The 16605-nt window shown below is 68.4% G+C and carries 16 protein-coding genes; 9 read left to right on the top strand and 7 right to left on the bottom strand.

Annotated elements, in window-relative coordinates; translation table 11 throughout:
* Nucleotides 1-54: 54 nt before the first annotated feature.
* Entirely contained in the window at nt 55-537 is a 483-nt protein-coding gene (locus tag FB560_RS09860; RefSeq protein ID WP_141872194.1) for a DUF3515 family protein, read from the bottom strand.
* Nucleotides 538-560: 23 nt separating this feature from the next.
* Here FB560_RS09860 and thiL point away from each other — a divergent pair, with 23 nt between their 5' ends.
* Nucleotides 561-1556, top strand: a complete 996-nt coding sequence (gene thiL / locus FB560_RS09855) for a thiamine-phosphate kinase (protein WP_141872193.1) — start codon at nt 561-563, stop codon at nt 1554-1556.
* On the opposite strand, the gene rsmD is transcribed toward thiL, so the two are convergent.
* Nucleotides 1526-2164, bottom strand: coding sequence for a 16S rRNA (guanine(966)-N(2))-methyltransferase RsmD (rsmD, locus tag FB560_RS09850; RefSeq protein ID WP_141872192.1), 639 nt, complete (start codon nt 2162-2164; stop codon nt 1526-1528). The two genes, thiL and rsmD, sit on opposite strands and share 31 nt — an antisense overlap.
* Before the next feature lie 61 nt (nt 2165-2225).
* Between rsmD and FB560_RS09845 the strand changes: the two genes are divergently transcribed.
* The 7 genes from FB560_RS09845 to FB560_RS09815 all read left to right on the top strand — a co-directional run bounded on the left by FB560_RS09845 (nt 2226) and on the right by FB560_RS09815 (nt 7944).
* Nucleotides 2226-4406: an ATP-dependent DNA helicase RecG gene (locus FB560_RS09845; protein WP_141872191.1), complete on the top strand. Its 2181-nt coding sequence runs from the start codon at nt 2226-2228 to the stop codon at nt 4404-4406.
* Between the two features lie 54 nt (nt 4407-4460).
* Nucleotides 4461-4958, top strand: a complete 498-nt coding sequence (gene coaD, locus FB560_RS09840) for a pantetheine-phosphate adenylyltransferase (protein ID WP_141872190.1) — start codon at nt 4461-4463, stop codon at nt 4956-4958.
* A 127-nt stretch (nt 4959-5085) separates the two neighbouring features.
* Nucleotides 5086-5580: a YceD family protein gene (locus FB560_RS09835; protein ID WP_229673224.1), complete on the top strand. Its 495-nt coding sequence runs from the start codon at nt 5086-5088 to the stop codon at nt 5578-5580.
* A 2-nt stretch (nt 5581-5582) separates the two neighbouring features.
* A complete protein-coding gene (rpmF, locus tag FB560_RS09830) occupies nt 5583-5792 on the top strand; it encodes a 50S ribosomal protein L32 (protein WP_017830754.1) in 210 nt (69 codons plus the stop codon).
* Between the two features lie 17 nt (nt 5793-5809).
* Nucleotides 5810-6502, top strand: coding sequence for a ribonuclease III (rnc, locus tag FB560_RS09825; RefSeq protein WP_141872189.1), 693 nt, complete (start codon nt 5810-5812; stop codon nt 6500-6502).
* Nucleotides 6495-7358, top strand: coding sequence for a bifunctional DNA-formamidopyrimidine glycosylase/DNA-(apurinic or apyrimidinic site) lyase (mutM, locus tag FB560_RS09820; protein WP_141872188.1), 864 nt, complete (start codon nt 6495-6497; stop codon nt 7356-7358). The genes rnc and mutM overlap by 8 nt, the downstream gene beginning before the upstream one ends.
* A 49-nt stretch (nt 7359-7407) precedes the next feature.
* Nucleotides 7408-7944 (top strand): GNAT family N-acetyltransferase, encoded by a 537-nt coding sequence (locus FB560_RS09815; protein WP_141872187.1) that lies wholly within the window; start codon nt 7408-7410, stop codon nt 7942-7944.
* Between the two features lie 21 nt (nt 7945-7965).
* Here FB560_RS09815 and FB560_RS20690 read toward each other — a convergent pair whose 3' ends face one another.
* From FB560_RS20690 to FB560_RS09790, 5 genes are all read right to left on the bottom strand, one after another.
* The gene (locus FB560_RS20690; RefSeq protein WP_170198099.1) at nt 7966-9285 is read right to left on the bottom strand and encodes an FtsX-like permease family protein; all 1320 of its coding nucleotides are present in this window, start codon (nt 9283-9285) and stop codon (nt 7966-7968) included.
* Entirely contained in the window at nt 9282-9977 is a 696-nt protein-coding gene (locus tag FB560_RS09805; protein WP_141872186.1) for an ABC transporter ATP-binding protein, read from the bottom strand. The genes FB560_RS20690 and FB560_RS09805 overlap by 4 nt, the downstream gene beginning before the upstream one ends.
* 98 nt (nt 9978-10075) lie before the next feature.
* The gene (locus FB560_RS09800; protein ID WP_141872185.1) at nt 10076-11155 is read right to left on the bottom strand and encodes a GNAT family N-acetyltransferase; all 1080 of its coding nucleotides are present in this window, start codon (nt 11153-11155) and stop codon (nt 10076-10078) included.
* Entirely contained in the window at nt 11152-12243 is a 1092-nt protein-coding gene (locus FB560_RS09795) for a GNAT family N-acetyltransferase (RefSeq protein ID WP_141872184.1), read from the bottom strand. The genes FB560_RS09800 and FB560_RS09795 overlap by 4 nt, the downstream gene beginning before the upstream one ends.
* 14 nt (nt 12244-12257) lie before the next feature.
* Nucleotides 12258-12530 carry a hypothetical protein gene (locus FB560_RS09790; protein WP_141872183.1) on the bottom strand — a complete coding sequence of 91 codons (273 nt, stop codon included), beginning with the start codon at nt 12528-12530 and terminating at the stop codon, nt 12258-12260.
* Nucleotides 12531-13050: 520 nt separating this feature from the next.
* Here FB560_RS09790 and smc point away from each other — a divergent pair.
* Nucleotides 13051-16596, top strand: coding sequence for a chromosome segregation protein SMC (gene smc / locus FB560_RS09785; protein ID WP_141872182.1), 3546 nt, complete (start codon nt 13051-13053; stop codon nt 16594-16596).
* Nucleotides 16597-16605: the final 9 nt, after the last annotated feature.

Below are 16605 nucleotides of genomic sequence, written 5' to 3'. Positions count from 1 at the left end.
CCCGGGCGGCGCTGCCTTCGCGCCTCGCCCGGGCTCACGCCGCGATATGCCGCTTCAGCTCGCGGGCGTCTCGACCCGCTCGGTGCAATGCGCCGTGGCCGGGGCGAGGCCCGACTGGATGCTGGCGGAGAGCTTGTCGACCACGGTCGCGAAATCGATCTCCTCGCCGCGCCGGATGTTGACCTCGACGGCAGGGTCGCGTCCGTAGGTGACGAGTCGCTGGCGGTCCTCCTCCTGATCGAGGACCAGCCAGTCGACACCGCCGAGCGTCGTGCAGTTGAGCGTCGAGGGCGCAGGCGGCTCCACGCCGCAGCGCAGCACGATGGTGGGGTCTCCCCATGCTCCTGTCGCCTGGGCATCGGTCCAGACCCGGTCGAAACCGCCGACGTTGTTCGGCAGTAGCACGGAGACGGCGGCGCACGCCGGGTTGTTCGCATCGTCGGCGGGTTCGAGGTGCACCGTGGTCGAGCATCCTGCGAGGACGCCCGCCACGATCAACGCACTCCCGGCGGCAACGAGACGTCGGATACGGGGCATGCTTCCAGGCTACCTTTGACAGCATGCCCTCCCGACCCGAAGCCGATGATCCACGCCTGGGTGACCTCTCCGAAGGACGCATCCTGCATGCGATCCTCTCGCGCACCGCACGCGCGACGCACACGATCCTCGGACCCGGCGATGACGCCGCGGTGATCGCCGCACCGTCCGGCAGCGTGGTCGCCACGACCGACACGCTCGTCCACGGCCCCGACTTCCGGCTCGCCTGGACCAGCGGCTACGACCTGGGGTGGAAGGCCGCAGCGGTCAACCTCGCCGACATCGCCGCGATGGGCGCACTGCCGACCGCCCTGCTGGTCGCACTGGCCATTCCCCGGGATCTTCGGCTGTCGTTCGTCGAGCGTCTTGCGGACGGCTTCCGCGACGCCTGTGCGGCCCTGGCTCCCGGCTGTGCAGTCGTCGGCGGGGATCTGACGACGTCCGACGTGCTCACCGTCGCCGTGACGGCGTTGGGGGATCTGGAAGGCCGGGAGGCGGTGACGCGTTCCGGCGCACGGCCGGGTGACACGGTCGCGGTGGCAGGCGAGCTCGGACACGCCGCGCATGGATTGGCCGTCCTCTTCGACAGGTTCCGTGAGGGGGGTTCCCCTGTTCCGGTCGACCCCGCCCGGCTCGCGTCAGGGGAGAGCGCCGCGCTCGACGCTCAGCTGCGCCCTTCCCCGCCCATCGGCCTCGGTCGCATCGCCGCGATCGCCGGAGCCACGTCCATGATGGATGTCTCGGACGGACTCGCGCTGGATGCCGGACGTCTGGCATCGGCCTCGGGGGTCACGATCGCGCTCAGCCGTGCAGCGCTCGGTGACGACCCGAACCGCGCCCTGGTCGGCGGCGAGGATCACGCGTTGCTGGCCACCTTCCCGGACGGCGTGCTCCCCCCAGGGTTCCGGATCATCGGCGAGGTGCGTCCTCGAGGTGCGGATGGCATCCTGTGCGATGAGGAGCCGGTCGACATCTTGGGGTGGGACCCCTATCGCGACTGGGACTCCGTCTCGGGCTGAGCGGCCGCGCGAGCGGCCTCATCGTCCACGGCAGCCGCATCCTGCGCGGGCAGAGGACTCGCCCACCAGAGCGTGGTGTCGCCGTAGTTCCTCTCGCGGAAGAGCTCGAGTCCCGCTGCGGCGAGATCGGGCGCAGCGGAGCGCTTGGCGCGTTCGATCACGACGACCGCCTGCGCGGACAGCAGCGGCGCGAGAGCCTTCAGATCCTCGTTCATGGCCTCGTCGCCGAGGTCGTAGGGCGGGTCGGTGAAGACGAGGTCGAATGCCCCCGTCGCACGCAGGAGGTACGGACGCACTGCGCTCTCGTGCACGCGGGCGGCCGGGAGATCGCCCGCGCGCGCCACGGTGGCGGCGTTGCGACGGATGACGGCGGCCGCGGCGCGATTCTGTTCCACGAGCTCGACGCTCTGCGCTCCGCGGCTGAGCGACTCCAGGCCGAGCGCACCGGAGCCCGCGTACAGATCGAGGACCCGTGCACCGTCGATCGCGTCAGCCGAATCCAGCGAGCCGAACAGGGACTCCCGCACACGGTCGCTGGTCGGGCGCGTACCGGCGCTGGGTACGTCGAGTCTGGCGCCGCCTGCGCGGCCTGCGATGATCCTCGTCACCTCATCACGATACGACAGCCGTCGCGCTCGGGGTGTCGGCGAGGTTCTCTAGACTCGGAGCATGTCGCTCACGCTCGATTCGTCGCTGGATGATGCGCTCGGCGCGGCACCCGCGAAGACGCTCGATCGTGCGTTCGGCATGAAGACCGTCGGAGATCTGCTCTCGCACTACCCGCGACGGTATGCCGATCCGGGGGAGCTCACGCCGATCCGGGATCTGCCGATCGGCGAGACCGTCACGATCGTCGCGGAGGTGCTGTCGTCCAGCTTCCGGCGGATGCGCAACCGGCCGGGCGCGATGGTCGACGTCGTGATCGGCGACGGCATCGGGCGCATGTCCCTCATGTTCTTCGCGAAGAACGTCGGCGCAGCGGAGTGGCGTTCGAAGGATCTCGCTGTGGGACGTCGGGGGGTGTTCTCCGGCAAGGTCGGCATGTTCAACAACGTCACGCAGTTCGCCCACCCGGAATACGAGCTCTTCGACGACGAGGACACGGCCCGCCGCACGGCGGATGCCCGAGCCGCCGTCCCCATCCCGATCTACCCGGCGACCTCGACCCTGCAGACGTGGCAGATCGCGCGTCTCATCGGCCGCGTGCTCGATGATCTCGACGCGGTCCCCGATCCGCTGTCCGACGAGGTACGTGTGCAGGAGGAGCTGTTGACCGCGCCTGAGGCGCTCGAGCGGATCCATCGCCCACGCACGCGCAACGACATCGACCCCGCCGTGCGCACCCTGCGCATGCACGAGGCCCTGACGCTGCAGACCGCTCTCCTGCAGCAGCGCGATGCCGTGCGCGCGCTCTCGGCCACGCCACGCACCGCCTCCGCGGGCGGTCTCCTCGAGCGCTTCGACGCCGCGCTGCCCTACACGCTGACTCCCGACCAGCAGACGGTCGGGGCGCAGATCGCCGACGATCTCGTCGGAACATGGCCGATGAACCGTCTGGTGCAGGGCGAGGTCGGTTCGGGAAAGACGCTCGTGGCGCTGCGGGCCATGCTCCAGGTCGCTGAGAGCGGGGGACAGGCTGCGCTCATCGCCCCCACCGAGGTGCTGGCCGGGCAACATCTCCGATCGATCGCGAAGATGCTGGGACCCCAGCTCGCGCCGCTCGTGATGCCGACGTTGCTGACAGGTCAGATGCCGGCGGCGGAGCGCCGTAAGGCCGCGCTCCGTGTCGCCTCGGGGCAGGCGCTCATCGTCGTGGGTACCCATGCACTGCTGGGGGAGAAGACCACGTTCGCCGATCTCGGTCTCGTCGTCGTCGACGAGCAGCACCGCTTCGGTGTCGAGCAGCGTGAAGCCCTCAGGGCCAAGGGGTCGAGCCCGCATGCGCTGGTGCTCACCGCCACACCGATCCCGCGCACCGTGGCGATGACGGTCTTCGGAGATCTCGACACCTCGGTGATCCGCACCATGCCGGCGGGGCGTGCCGGCATCCAGTCGTTCGTCGCGCCGCTCGCCGAGCACCCTGGTTGGTTCAACCGGGTGTGGGAGCGCGCGGCGGAGGAGATCGCGCAGGGTCGTCAGGTGTTCGCGGTGTGTGCGGCGATCGACACCGCGAAGAAGACAGCCGAAGCTGCAGAACCCGCAGCTCCTGCCCTCGGCACGGAGGGCGGGAACGGACCGAGATGGGGCGTCGTGCAACTCGACGAGGTGCTGGCCACGCACCCGACACTGGGCGGGCTCCGGCGCGCCGTCCTGCATGGCCGGATGCCTTCCGATGAGAAGGACGCCGTGATGCAGGCGTTCGCGCGCGGGGAGATCGATCTCCTGCTCGCGACGACCGTGATCGAGGTGGGCGTCGACGTCCCGAACGCGTCGACGATGATCGTGCTCGATGCCGACCGGTTCGGTGTCTCGCAGCTCCACCAGCTGCGTGGCCGCGTCGGTCGAGGCGGTGTGCCTGGCCTGTGCCTGCTGGTCACCGAGGCAGAGTCCGACACGCTCGCTCGCGACCGGGTGGAGGCGGTCGCCGCGACTCTCGACGGTTTCGCGCTGGCGGAGGTCGACCTCGAGTTGCGCGGTGAGGGCGACGTGCTCGGAGCGGCCCAGGCGGGAGTGCGGTCGTCGCTCAAGCTGTTGCGGGTCGTGAAGGATGCCGCGCTCATCACGCGCGCCAGAGAGATCGGCGAGGAGATCCTTGCGCACGACCCGGCACTCGACCGTCATCCCGGCCTGCGCGACGCGATCGGACGACGCGTGAGCGATGCCGACCGCGCTGCCCTCGCGAAGAACTGACGCTGCGTTACCGCGTCGACTCGTCGTGATCCGCCGTGCCCTAGGCTTGATCGCATGAGCAGCCGGATCGCCGTCGTCCCGGGTTCCTTCGATCCGCCGACCCTGGGTCACCTCGACGTGATCCGTCGAGCCGCGATCCTCTTCGATGAACTCCATGTGCTGGTGGTGCACAACCCCGGCAAGGAGGCGATGCTCCCGATCGCCCAGCGTCTCGCGCTGCTCGAGCAGTCGATCGCCGAGGACGGGATGCCGGGCAACATCGTGATCGGCTCCTGGAGCATGGGACTGCTGGTCGACTACGCACGCGACGTCAACGCCGGCGTCCTGGTCAAGGGCATCCGCTCGCAGATCGACGTCGCCTACGAATCGCCGATGGCGATCGTGAACCGACACCTGGCCGACATCGAGACGGTCTTCCTGCTGCCGGATCCGGCACACGCGCTGGTGTCGAGCTCGCTCGTGCGGCAGGTCGCGTCGCTCGGCGGCGACGTCTCACCGTTCGTGCCGCCGGCGGTCGCCGCGTTCCTCGACACGGGCGCGCGCGGTATCTGACCCGGTGGGGCCGTCTCGCGGTCCCCGGCCGCTGTCCAGGGCGAGCCGGTAGCATGGTGGAGTGCGATCTCGACTGAACGGCCCCTTCGTCCTCCCCGCCCGAGACATCGTCCGACGTCCTGGTGAGATGCGTGAGCATGAGTTCACGATCACGCTCAAGGAACAGTGGGGTGAGGGCATCGTCTCCTTCGAAGCCGGTTCCGAGATCGACCTGGACGTACGTCTGGAGTCGGTCCATGAGGGCATTCTCGTCACGGGTTCCGCGGAAGGCGAGTACGTGGGAGTGTGCGGAAGATGCCTGATTGACATCGCCCGGCCCGTCGAAGTCGAGTTCCAGGAGCTTTTCGCGTATCCTGGTGAGGAAGAAACTGACTTCGAGGTTCAAGACGACCACGTGGATCTTGAAACTCTCGTCAGGGAAGCGGCCGTATTGGCACTTCCATTTCAGCCGGTGTGTCAGCCGGATTGCCCGGGTCTCGACTCGAAAACGGGCGAACGACTGGCCGTGAGCACCGGAACGGAGCAGGCAGCTCCCATCGATCCTCGATGGAGTGCGCTCCAGCAGATCACAGACCAAGACGGCAAGGCAGAGAGCCGCGCCGCCGAGAAAGAAGAGAGCTAGTCATGGCTGGTAACCCCCCGAAGCGCAAGGTTTCCCGTTCGAACACCCGCTCGCGCCGCGCGCAGTGGAAGGCGGCTCCCGTCGCCCTCGTCAAGACCATCGAGAACGGCCAGGTCGTCTACAGCCGTCCTCACCAGGCCAAGGTCGTCACGGACTCGCAGGGCACGGAGCTCTTCCTCGAGTACAAGGGCCGCAAGGTCGCTGACGTCTGAGTCTCGAAACTCAGATCGTGACGGAGGTCCCCGGGGGGACGAGACCTCTCCCAGCTAAGCTCCGCGTCGACATCGACGCGGAGCTTCTGGGGTTGGCCCTCACCCACCGTTCCTACGCGTACGAGCACGGCGGTATCCCGCACAACGAACGCCTGGAGTTCCTCGGCGATTCGGTGCTCGGGCAGGCCGTCACCGTGATGCTGTTCACCACGCATCCGGAGCTCGATGAGGGCGAACTCGCCAAGCGACGCGCGAGCGTCGTGTCGACGGTCGCGCTGGCAGAGGTGGCTCGCGGCATCGATCTCGGTAGTCATCTGCTGCTCGGACGCGGTGAAGAGCAGACCGGCGGACGCGACAAGGACTCGATCCTCGCCGACACCATGGAAGCGGTGATCGGAGCGACCTATCTGTCGGCCGGTCCCGAGGCCGCCACGGAGCTGGTGCTCCGTCTCACGCAACCGCTTCTCGCGGATCCGGAGCGCTACGGCGCGGCGATGGACCCGAAGACCAGCCTGCAGGAGCTCGCAGCCCGCACCGGAGCGACCCCGCCGAAGTACTCGATCGAGGCGAGCGGCCCGGATCATGACCGCCGGTTCACCGCGACGGTCACCGTCGGCGACGTGAGTATGACGGGCAAGGGCAGCAGCAAGAAGACTGCCGAGATGGCTGCCGCGCTGAGTGCGTGGCGCCTGCTCAACGAGCGTGCCTGAACTTCCCGAGGTCGAGGTGGTCCGCGCGGGGCTCGCTCCCGCGACGATCGGATCGCTGATCACGGCGGTGAGCGTCTTCGACGAGCGGGCTCTGACCCGGCACCTGGCGGGTGCCGCGGACTTCGTCGCGCGCCTCGAGGGGCGCACGTTCACGGATGCTGTCCGACGGGGCAAGTTCCTCTGGCTGCCGCTCGACACGACGGATGCGGCGTTGATCGCCCACCTCGGAATGAGCGGGCAGATGCTGTTGCGCACGCCCGACGCGGTCGCGGAGCGGCATGAGCGCATCCGCATCCACCTCGAGCATCCTGTGCACGGCGAGCTGGCCGTGGTGTTCTCGGATCAGCGCACGTTCGGCTCGCTGGCGGTGGACCCGCTGGTCGTCGACGGCGCTTCCGTTGTGCCGTCGCAGGTGGCCCACATCGCGCGGGATCCGCTCGACGCCGCCTTCGACGACCGGGACTTCCGCGCCGCGCTGGCGCGACGAGGAAGTGCGATCAAGCGGGTCCTGCTCGACCAAGGTGTGGTCAGCGGCATCGGCAACATCTATGCGGACGAATCGCTGTGGGCCGCGCGCATCCATCCGGAGACGCCGGCGAGCGCTCTGTCGACGCAGGCCGTGCGGCGTCTGCTCGCCGAAGTCCGGGCGGTGTTGATGAAGGCCCTCGCCGAAGGCGGCACGAGCTTCGACGCGCAGTACGTCAACGTGAACGGGCAGGCTGGCTACTTCGCACACTCGCTCAACGCCTACGGCAGGCAGGGCAAGCCGTGCCCGCGCTGCGGAACGCCGATCGTGCGGGAGAGCTTCATGAACCGCGGCTCGCACTTCTGCCCCCGGTGCCAGCGCAGGCGCTGAGGCCCGCAGCATCGAGATGATCCGCCGAGTGAGAGAGGAGGATGCTCGTATGGAGCCCTTGATCCAGCCGATCCTGCAGACCGACGCCGTCCGTCTGCGTCCATTCGCGGCGAAGGATGCTGCTTTGATCCGAGACGCATCTGTCGACGCGCTGATTCCCTCGATCACCTCTGTGCCCTCCCACGGCACGGAGGACGAGATCCTTGCATTCATCCGACGCCAGCATGATCGGCTGCGGCTTCGAACCGGATACTCTTTCGCGATCGCGGATGCACATTCGGATGTCGCGATGGGCCAGATCGGATTGTGGCTGAGGGACGCGGACCGGGGCCGCGTCAGCATCGGATACTGGGTCGGGTCCCGTCACCGGCGCCACGGGATCGCATCCGCGGCGTTGGCGGCCATCTCCGACTGGGGCCTCACGCTCCCCGGGGTGCACCGTGTGGAGCTCTATGTCGAGCCCGCGAACGAAGGCTCTTGGCGGGTCGCGGAAAGATGCGGCTTCCTGCGAGAGGGGCTGCTTCGCGGCTGGCAGGAGATCGGGTCTCGTCGGCGCGACATGTACATGTACTCGCGGCTCGAATGAACCATGAAGCTCCAGCGCACGTCACACGGTCGCGAACGACCGGGCGAGCAGCGGCCGTGTCGCCCGCGTCGTGGCCCAGACGACCCCGATCCCCGCGCTGACGACGGCGGCGATGGTGAGGAGCGATTCCGGGGTGGTGATGAGCGCGATGCCCAGGAGCGGGAACACGAGGATCGCCGCGCAGACCGCCGAGCCGATGGCGGTGATCAGCAACGGCGACATGATCGCGCGGCGGCGCGCGCGATCGACCGTCTGCCAGGGCATGCCGAGACGATGCAGACTCGCATGCAGTTCCTTCTGATCGAGCACGTCGGACGCCTGGTTCACACCGACGGAGGCGGCGACCATCAGAAATGATCCGATCAGGGTGATGATCAGCCCGGTGCGCATGTCGACCGCGAGGGCGGCGTCGGCGGACGAGCCCTCGGCGTTCATCAGACCCATGAGGGAGACCCCGGTGCCGGCGAAGACGGCCATGAAGCTGGCCATCGCGATGCCGCCGACCTGACGCCACGCCGCCTGGGGCGAGTCGAGCACGATGCGCGCCGCGAGCAGCCTTTCGGGAAGCTCAGCGCGACGGAGCTGGCGCTGAGCGACGACTTTGAGAACCCACGGTCCCACCAGGTTCAAGACGGCGAGGGCGCCGCCGAACAGGACGGACAGCACCACGATCGTCGTGAGCAGGCTGCCCACAGACGGGAAGACCTTGATCAGCACGAAGGAGATCGCGAGGACGCAGACCGCCACGACAGCGCGGATCCAATGCGCACTCGTCGCCGTGGCACGCATGCGCACCCCCAGCGGCGAGATCACGACGCGTCGAAGCCCGATCACGGCGCTCGATACGGCGACCAGGAGCACACCGGCGACGACGGCTACGACCGTGAGCGGAGGAAGCAGCACTCCCGTGAGCCCGAGCGCCTGGCCGCGGAACGGAATGAGTGCGATCAACGGGCTGAGCGCGAGATACCCGACGACCCCGGCCAGCGAACCGACACCGGCGAGAAGTGCCGACTCCGTCACGGTCGCGACCGCGACACCGCCCGGTGAGACTCCCAGCAGGCGCAGGGTGGAGAGTCGCTCGTCCCTTCTCCGCGCGGCGAGCCGGGCGGCAGCACCGCCGAGCGACGTCAGGGGGACGAGGAGAAGGACGAGGGCGATGGCGGCGAGAGCCTGGTAGAGCCCGGCGTATCCATCGGTCCACCCCCAGAACGACTGTGCGCCGCCGATGACGGTGAGCACCAGCGTGGTGACGACGCCGAAGGCGATGACGGGCAAGGCCACAAGGCTGCCCTGACCTTCGGCAGGACGCAGGAGGAGCGCCAGCACGTGACGGTTCATGCGTTGACCGCCGCCGCGATGATGCGACCGTCGCGGACCGCGATCGTCCGTGTGCAGCGGGCTGCGACCTCGGCGTCGTGCGTGACGACGACCAGCGACCGGCCTTGACCTGTCGTCGACCACAGGAGGGCGTCCATGACCTCGGAGGAGGTCTGGGAGTCCAGTGCTCCGGTCGGTTCGTCGGCGAAGACGAGCTCTGCGCCGGTCGCCTGGGCGCGGGCGATCGCCGTGCGTTGGGCCTGGCCGCCGGAGAGCTCGCCGATCCGGCGGTCCTCCATACCTGCCAGCCCGAGCGCTGCGAGCCACGCCGCCGCGTGCGGGATGGCATCCTTCCGCGACACGCCGTTGATCATCGATGCGAGGGCGACGTTCTCGACCGCTGTGAGCTCCGGGATCAGCAGCCCTTGCTGGAAGACGAACCCGAAACGCTCACGTCGCAGGCGGGAACGAGCGGACTCGCCGAGCGCGGCGACATCGATCGCCGCGCCTTCGGACGGACGGAAGGTGACGGATCCCGAGTCCGGGGTGATGATCCCGGCGAGCACATGCAGCAGGGTGGTCTTGCCCGATCCGGAGGCGCCCATGATCGCGACGGACTCGCCACGATGGATTGCGAGGTCGACACCCGCGAGAGCACGGGTGACGCCGAAGGTCTTCTGGAGAGCATGGGCTTCGATGACGGGAGCGTTCATGTCTCCAGCCTCGTCGCCGACCTTCGGCGATGCGTCGGTCGGGCGGATGAAGATGCGGTGCCGATCTCATCCCGGAGGATGAGTTCGGCACCGCACACTCAGATCCTCTTCTGCCATGCCCCTGCGTAGGAGACGGGGACGAATCCGAGCGCCTCGTTGATGTCGAGCATCGGACGGTTCTCCTCAGCGTTGAACGTGGAGACGCGCGAGGACTGCGGCACGAGTTCGCGCCAGCGCAGGATGTTCGCGCATTTCACGATCGTGCCGAGGCGGTGCCCGCGATGCTCCGTCGCCACCAGTGTGCCGAACTGGTGCGTCATGCCCGCGCGGTCCGGGCCGACCAGCAGTTCGTTGTAGGCGACGATCTCGCCGGTGGGCACGTGCTCGACGGCCGAGACCGCGACCAGCTGGCCCGCGCTGGTCATGCGCACGTCGCGGCGCGCGACTCGATCGGCATCCCAGACTTCTGCGTCGAACTCCATGTCGCCGCTGGGGGCGTCGGTCACGAGCCGGGCGAGCACAGAGGCGTACCCGGCACGCAGCGCGGGCGGGGTCGGAAGCTCCCAGGTGAGCGAACGGTAGTCCGGTCCCGCGAACGCGGATGCGTCAGCGAGCGCGCGCTCCCAGACGCCCGGATCCGCGTGCAGGTCCAGTTCGCTGTTGCGCTCGACCTGCTCGAGGCCGTAACCATGGGCCTCGAGAAAGTTCGACAGCGCGGTGGGCGGGATCCGTCCCCAGCCCGTCTTCGGGATGAGCACGTCACTCGTGTTCGCGGGACGATGGAGCGTCCACGTCTGCATCACATCACGTCCGCGGCGACGCGCGTCGTCCTCGGCGCAGAGCAGCAGCGCCTGCGCGATGCCCTCGTCGGCATGCGCTGCGGGCACCAGGACGTCGAACTCTGCTGCCTTCGCGTGCTCTTCCTGCGCGTAGGAGAGTGACACCATTCCCACGATGTCGCCGTCGCGGCGGGCGACGAACCCGAGATGGAGCGAGTCGGACTCGTCCTGCCAGGAGGCCAGCATCTGTGAGGCCGTGGGGGAGAGATCCGGAAGTCCCACCTCCTCATCGCAGACGAGCCGGCTGAGGTCGCCGAAGGCGATGAAGTCTGCCGCGTCCGTGTCGTCGAGACTCCCCGGGACGGTGAGCGGGGTGATGGTCAGATCGGCGTCGGTCATCTCAGTTCCTTCTTCCAGGCGCCTTCATAGGCGATGGCATGGAAGCCGATGGCTTCGTTGATGGAGAGCATCGGCCGGTTCTCCTCGGCGTTGTAGGTGATGACGCGTGTCGACTCGGGCATGAGATCGCGCCAGAGCCGCAGCGCCTCGCATTTGAGAACCATTCCGAGGCGATGACCGCGGTGTTCTTTGAGCACGAGCGTGTCGTTCTGATGGGTCGTCGCGGTGTGGTCGGAACCGATCCCGAGCTCGGTGAAGGCGCTGAGTCGGCCCGTCTCGATATGCTCCGCCGCGACGACCAGGAGGGTCTGTCCCATCTGCGCCACGCGCTCCTCCATCTCGATGACGCGCCGGGCGTCCCATTTCTCCTCATCGGTGTCGAGACCTGCCGAGGGTGCATCCGTCGACATGCGCGACTTGAGCCACGCGTAGTCGTCGATGCGCGCGGCCGGAGTGGGCGTCGTCCAGTGCACGAGCCGGTATCCGGCAGACGCCGCACGAGCGTCGGAGAGAAGTGCGTCGACGTGGGCGTCGATCCGCGCGGACAGGGCGAGGTGGCTCACGCGATACACCTGTTCGAGCCCGAAGCCGCTGTGTTGCAGGAATCGGGCGACGTGATCGCGCGGCACGCTGCCGAACCCCGTCGGCGCCTCGATGCGGGGGCCGTCGCTCGCCTGCTGCTCCGTCCAGTTCTGGATCACCGATCGTCCGTGGTCGCGTGCGATGGCTTCCACATGCGGGAGAACCGCCGTGCCGATGCCTTGGCCCCAGACCCGAGGGAGCATCTCGATCGTGGCGATCACGACGCGAGAGCCGGCATCGTGCGGGACATCGACGACGGCACGACCGACGACCTCGCCGCCCTGTTGGACGGTCCAGACGTAGGTCGTGCGCTCCGTGCGGGAACGCAGCAGCGGGAGCAGCTCTGCCGGCGACCGGTCCTGCTCATCGCGTCCGGTGAGCTCGCGATACACGGCGTTGCGGACGCGGGCGAGTTCGTGGAACTCGCCCGCGTCCGCAGCATCCGCTCGTGCCGGAAGCACGAGCGGATGCAGGGTCGCCCCGGCGGGGAGGGAGACGATCTCCATGGGAAGGCTCCTGGTCATCGCAGCTGTCGCTGCAGGTCGTAGGTGAGCAGGGCGATCGACTCGCGATGTGAGAGATTCTGCTCGCGGAGCAGGAACGGATCGACGGTGGCGGTGACGCGCGGACGACGCGGACGCTGGGCCCGCTCGAACAGCCAGATGGCGAAGCGCAGCGACAGGCGATCAGCGAACGCGAGCCGGCGCAGTTCTGCGGGGGCGGGGATCTGCAGGACCTGGCGGTCCTCGGTATCCGGCGGGTGGGTGGTGCTGTGAGACAGCGTGGTGTTCACGGTGATTCCTTCGAGGAAGAGTTGGCGAGAAGCGCCGAACCGGACTCATGCCGGGTCGGCGAACGGAGTCCGCACGGAGTGGCGGAATTCCGGAGCCACGCGTCCGGCGACTGCCGGGGTGGCGGAGGTCGCATGATCCGGAGATCGGGCGAGCGGGCGTGGAAGAACCTTCGAGACTCGACCCTGGAAACGGTCGAGAGTCTCCGAGTGCGGTTCTAGGAGATTGCGCGAGGACGGATGCCGGTGGCTACCGAGTGCGCAAGGCGCGGCGCAAAGAATGCGTGCGCGGCGAGGTCTGTGGCCTGTGCGTTCAGCTGAGTGATCATCGGTAACCTCCTTCGTGTGTGGCGATCCGGTGGCCTACCGTAGCGAACGGCGCGCGCGCTCGTCAAGCATCTCGGTGCGGATCCGGCGTGTCGCGGTGTGGTCCGGTTCCCGCTCGTGCCGCGCGGGATGCGGGCGGATCTGCGGAATTCCGGTAGCGTGTGGGCGTGATTCTCCCCCGACGAGCGGTGCCCGTATGCATCTGAAAAGCCTGACGCTCAAAGGGTTCAAGTCGTTCGCGCAACCCACGAGTTTCGTCTTCGAACCGGGCGTCACCTGCATCGTCGGCCCCAACGGTTCCGGCAAGTCGAACGTCGTCGACGCACTGGCCTGGGTCATGGGCGAGCAGGGTGCGAAGACGCTCCGCGGCGGCAAGATGGAAGACGTCATCTTCGCCGGCACGTCGACGCGTGGCCCGCTCGGACGCGCCGAAGTGCAGCTGACGATCGACAACAGTGACGGTGCGCTGCCGATCGAATTCGCCGAGGTGACGATCAGCCGCACCCTGTTCCGGAACGGCTCGAGCGACTACGCCATCAACGGGGACAACTGCCGCCTGCTCGACGTGCAGGAACTGCTCAGTGATTCCGGGCTCGGACGCGAGATGCATGTGATCGTCGGGCAAGGACGCCTCGACACGGTCTTGCAGGCCTCCCCGGAGGACCGTCGAGGCTTCATCGAGGAGGCGGCCGGCATCCTCAAGCACCGTCGCCGCAAGGAGAAGACCCTCCGCAAGCTGGATGCGATGGAGTCGAACCTCACGCGTCTGAGCGACCTCGCCGGCGAGATCCGGCGCCAGCTCAAGCCGCTCGGTCGGCAGGCCGAGATCGCGCGTGAGGCGCAGACCATCGCGGCGGTCGTCCGCGACGCGAAGGCGCGTATCTTCGCTGACGACGTCGTCGCGCTGCGGACGGCGCTCGCTGATCACACGCGCACGGAACACGAGCGTCACACCGAACGACTCGTCCTCACCGATCAGGCCGAGGGCGTGCGCGCGGGTATCGCTCGCCTGGAGCAGGACCAGAACTCCGTGGCCGTCGACCAGGCGCGCGGTGTGGCATTCGGACTTGAGCAGGTGCAGGAGCGCATGCGTGGCCTCTACACGCTCGCCAACCAGCGTCTCGCGTTGCTGGGGTCCGAGGAGGACGACGCGGCGGTGACGGCGGTCACTGTGACCCAGAGCACGATCGATGAGGCGAAGGACGAGATCACGGAGATCTCCGCCGGCCTCGGAGATGCGCAGGATGCGGCGGTGACGGCGAGCCGTGAGGTCATGAACGCGCGGGCCGAACTCGACACGCTCGATGTCGACATCGCCGAGCAGAGTGCGCTCGTCTCGCAGTACGACATGCGCCTGAACACACTTCGCGGCACGTCCGACGCCGCCGCATCCGCGCTGGCTGCCGTGCGTGGAGCGGTCCTCCGGCAGGAGAACGCTCTGGAGGCTGCCCATGTGCGTCGTCGTGAGGCCGCGGATGCGCTCGAGGCGATCGACGATGCCGAGGCGCCGGAGGGCACGGCCGCCGAGCACTCGGTGGCGTACGACAGCGCCCAGCGTGCGGCCACAGCGGCGGAGGCCGAACGTGAGACCCTGCGCGAGCGCCTGCACGCCGCGGAACGCGAGGTCGATGCGCTCACGGCCAAGGCTGCTGCTCTCAGCAGTGCGCTCGCGATCTCCGGCGGTGCCGCCGAGATCGTGAAGCTGGGTGCACAGGGAGTGCGGGGACTCGTCGGTGACTCGGTGCAGGTGCGGGCGGGCTTCGAGGCGGCGGTCGCCGCCGTGCTCGGCCCCCTGGCAGAGGGCGTGCTCGTGGACTCGTCCGCAGATGCGTTCGCTCTCGCGGCAGAGGCCGCGGATGCACGCAGAGGTGTGGTCGATTTCGTGGTCGCGGATGCTGCTCGCCCGAGCCTGTCCCTGCCCGAGCTGGCCGGGGTGACACCGGCTGTGGACACGGTCACGGCACCGGCCGGTGTGCTCGGCATCCTGGCACACGTCCTGATCGCAGAGGACTTCGGCGCGGCGCGTGCAGCGCGAGCGGCTCTCGACGTGACCGGCGACACGACGACGACCATCGTGACGGTGACCGGTGATGTGATCACGGCGCAGACGCTGCGTACCGGGTCGGGGGGAGAGCGGTCACGGCTCGAGCTCGCGGCCGAGCGTGACGCGGCGAGCGAGCGGCTGGCAGAGATCCAAGTCGTCGTGGATTCCCTGCGCGAAGCGCGCGAGGACGCGAACGAGCGCGTCGAGACGACGCGATGCAATGCCAGGGACGCGCTGCGTGCCCTCCGTGAGCACGACGCGGCTCTGGCCAGTCACGCCGAGCAGGTGAACCGCATCACCGTGCAGCACGAGGCCGCTGTCGCCGAGTGCGAGCGTCTGGAAGCCGGTCTCGCGCAGGCGCAGGCCGCTGTGGCCGATGCCGAGGTCAAGGCGCGGCAGGCGAAGGACGCGCTCGAGGAGGCGATCGCCGCACCTCGACCCGTGCTCGACGCCTCGGCGCGCGACGGGCTCATGGAGTCGCTGGAGTCGGCCCGCGAGGGCGAGGTCAGGGCACGGCTGGAGATCGAGACGCTCCGAGAGCGCGTGCGTGCTGCACAGGCCCGAGTCACCGCACTCGAGCGTCAGCGTGAACAGGAACGCGGAGCGGCCGCTGAGGCCGCCCGGCGTGCGGTGATCCGACGCGCACAGCGGGAGTCGGCATCCGGAGTGGCCGAGGAGCTGCCCCGCATCCTCGATTCGCTGGACCGTTCGGTGACCGAGGCCCGTGTCGCTCTCGCCGAAGCGGAGTCCGCGCGCTCGGCGCAGAACCAGGAGTTGAGCGTTCTCCGCGCGCAGGAGACCTCGCTGCGGGAGCGCCTCGCCGGCCTCACAGAGAGCGTGCACGGTCTCGAACTGCAGATCCACGAGAAGAAGCTCCACTTGAACAGCCTGCTCGAGAGGGTGGCGTCCGAGCTCGCGCTCGACGAAGATATTCTGATCGCGGAATATGGACCGGATCAGCCGGTTCCACGTGATCCGCTCACGGTCGTGGACGGCGACGACGGCAGCGACGATACGGCGATCCCGTTCGATCGTCGTATCCAGCAGAGGCGTCTGAACGAGTCCGAGCGCAAGCTGGCTCAGCTCGGGCGGGTGAATCCGCTCGCGCTCGAGGAGTTCGCCGCGCTCGAGCAGCGCCACGCGTTCCTGACCGAGCAGCTCGCAGACCTCACGCAGACGCGACAGGACCTGCTGACGATCATCACGGACCTCGACGAGCGGATGCAGACGATCTTCGCGAGCGCATTCGAAGACACCAAGGAGGCGTTCGGAGAGGTGTTCCCCCTGCTGTTCCCCGGCGGAACGGGAAGCATCTCGCTCACGGATCCGGACAACATGCTCACCACCGGCATCGAGGTGTCCGTGCGGCCGGTGGGCAAGAAGATCGAGCGCCTCTCACTGCTGTCCGGTGGCGAGCGATCGTTGGCGGCCGTGGCGCTTCTCGTCGCCATCTTCAAGGCCCGTCCGAGCCCGTTCTACATCCTCGACGAGGTGGAGGCGGCGCTCGATGACGCGAACCTCGGACGACTGCTGACCGTGTTCGAGCAGCTCCGCGAGAGTTCTCAGCTGCTGATCATCACGCACCAGAAGCGCACGATGGAGATCGCGGATGCCCTCTACGGCGTCTCCATGCGCCAGGACGGCGTGTCGGCTGTGGTCGGGCAGCGCGTGGGCGACCGCGCAGCGGCCGCCCGTTGATCACCCGTC

Source organism: Microbacterium saperdae (genome assembly GCF_006716345.1).
In the GTDB taxonomy this organism is placed as follows: Bacteria; Actinomycetota; Actinomycetes; order Actinomycetales; family Microbacteriaceae; genus Microbacterium; species Microbacterium saperdae.
The sequence above is the reverse complement of the archived record's forward strand: the minus strand, read 5'-3'. Positions and strand labels throughout refer to the sequence as shown.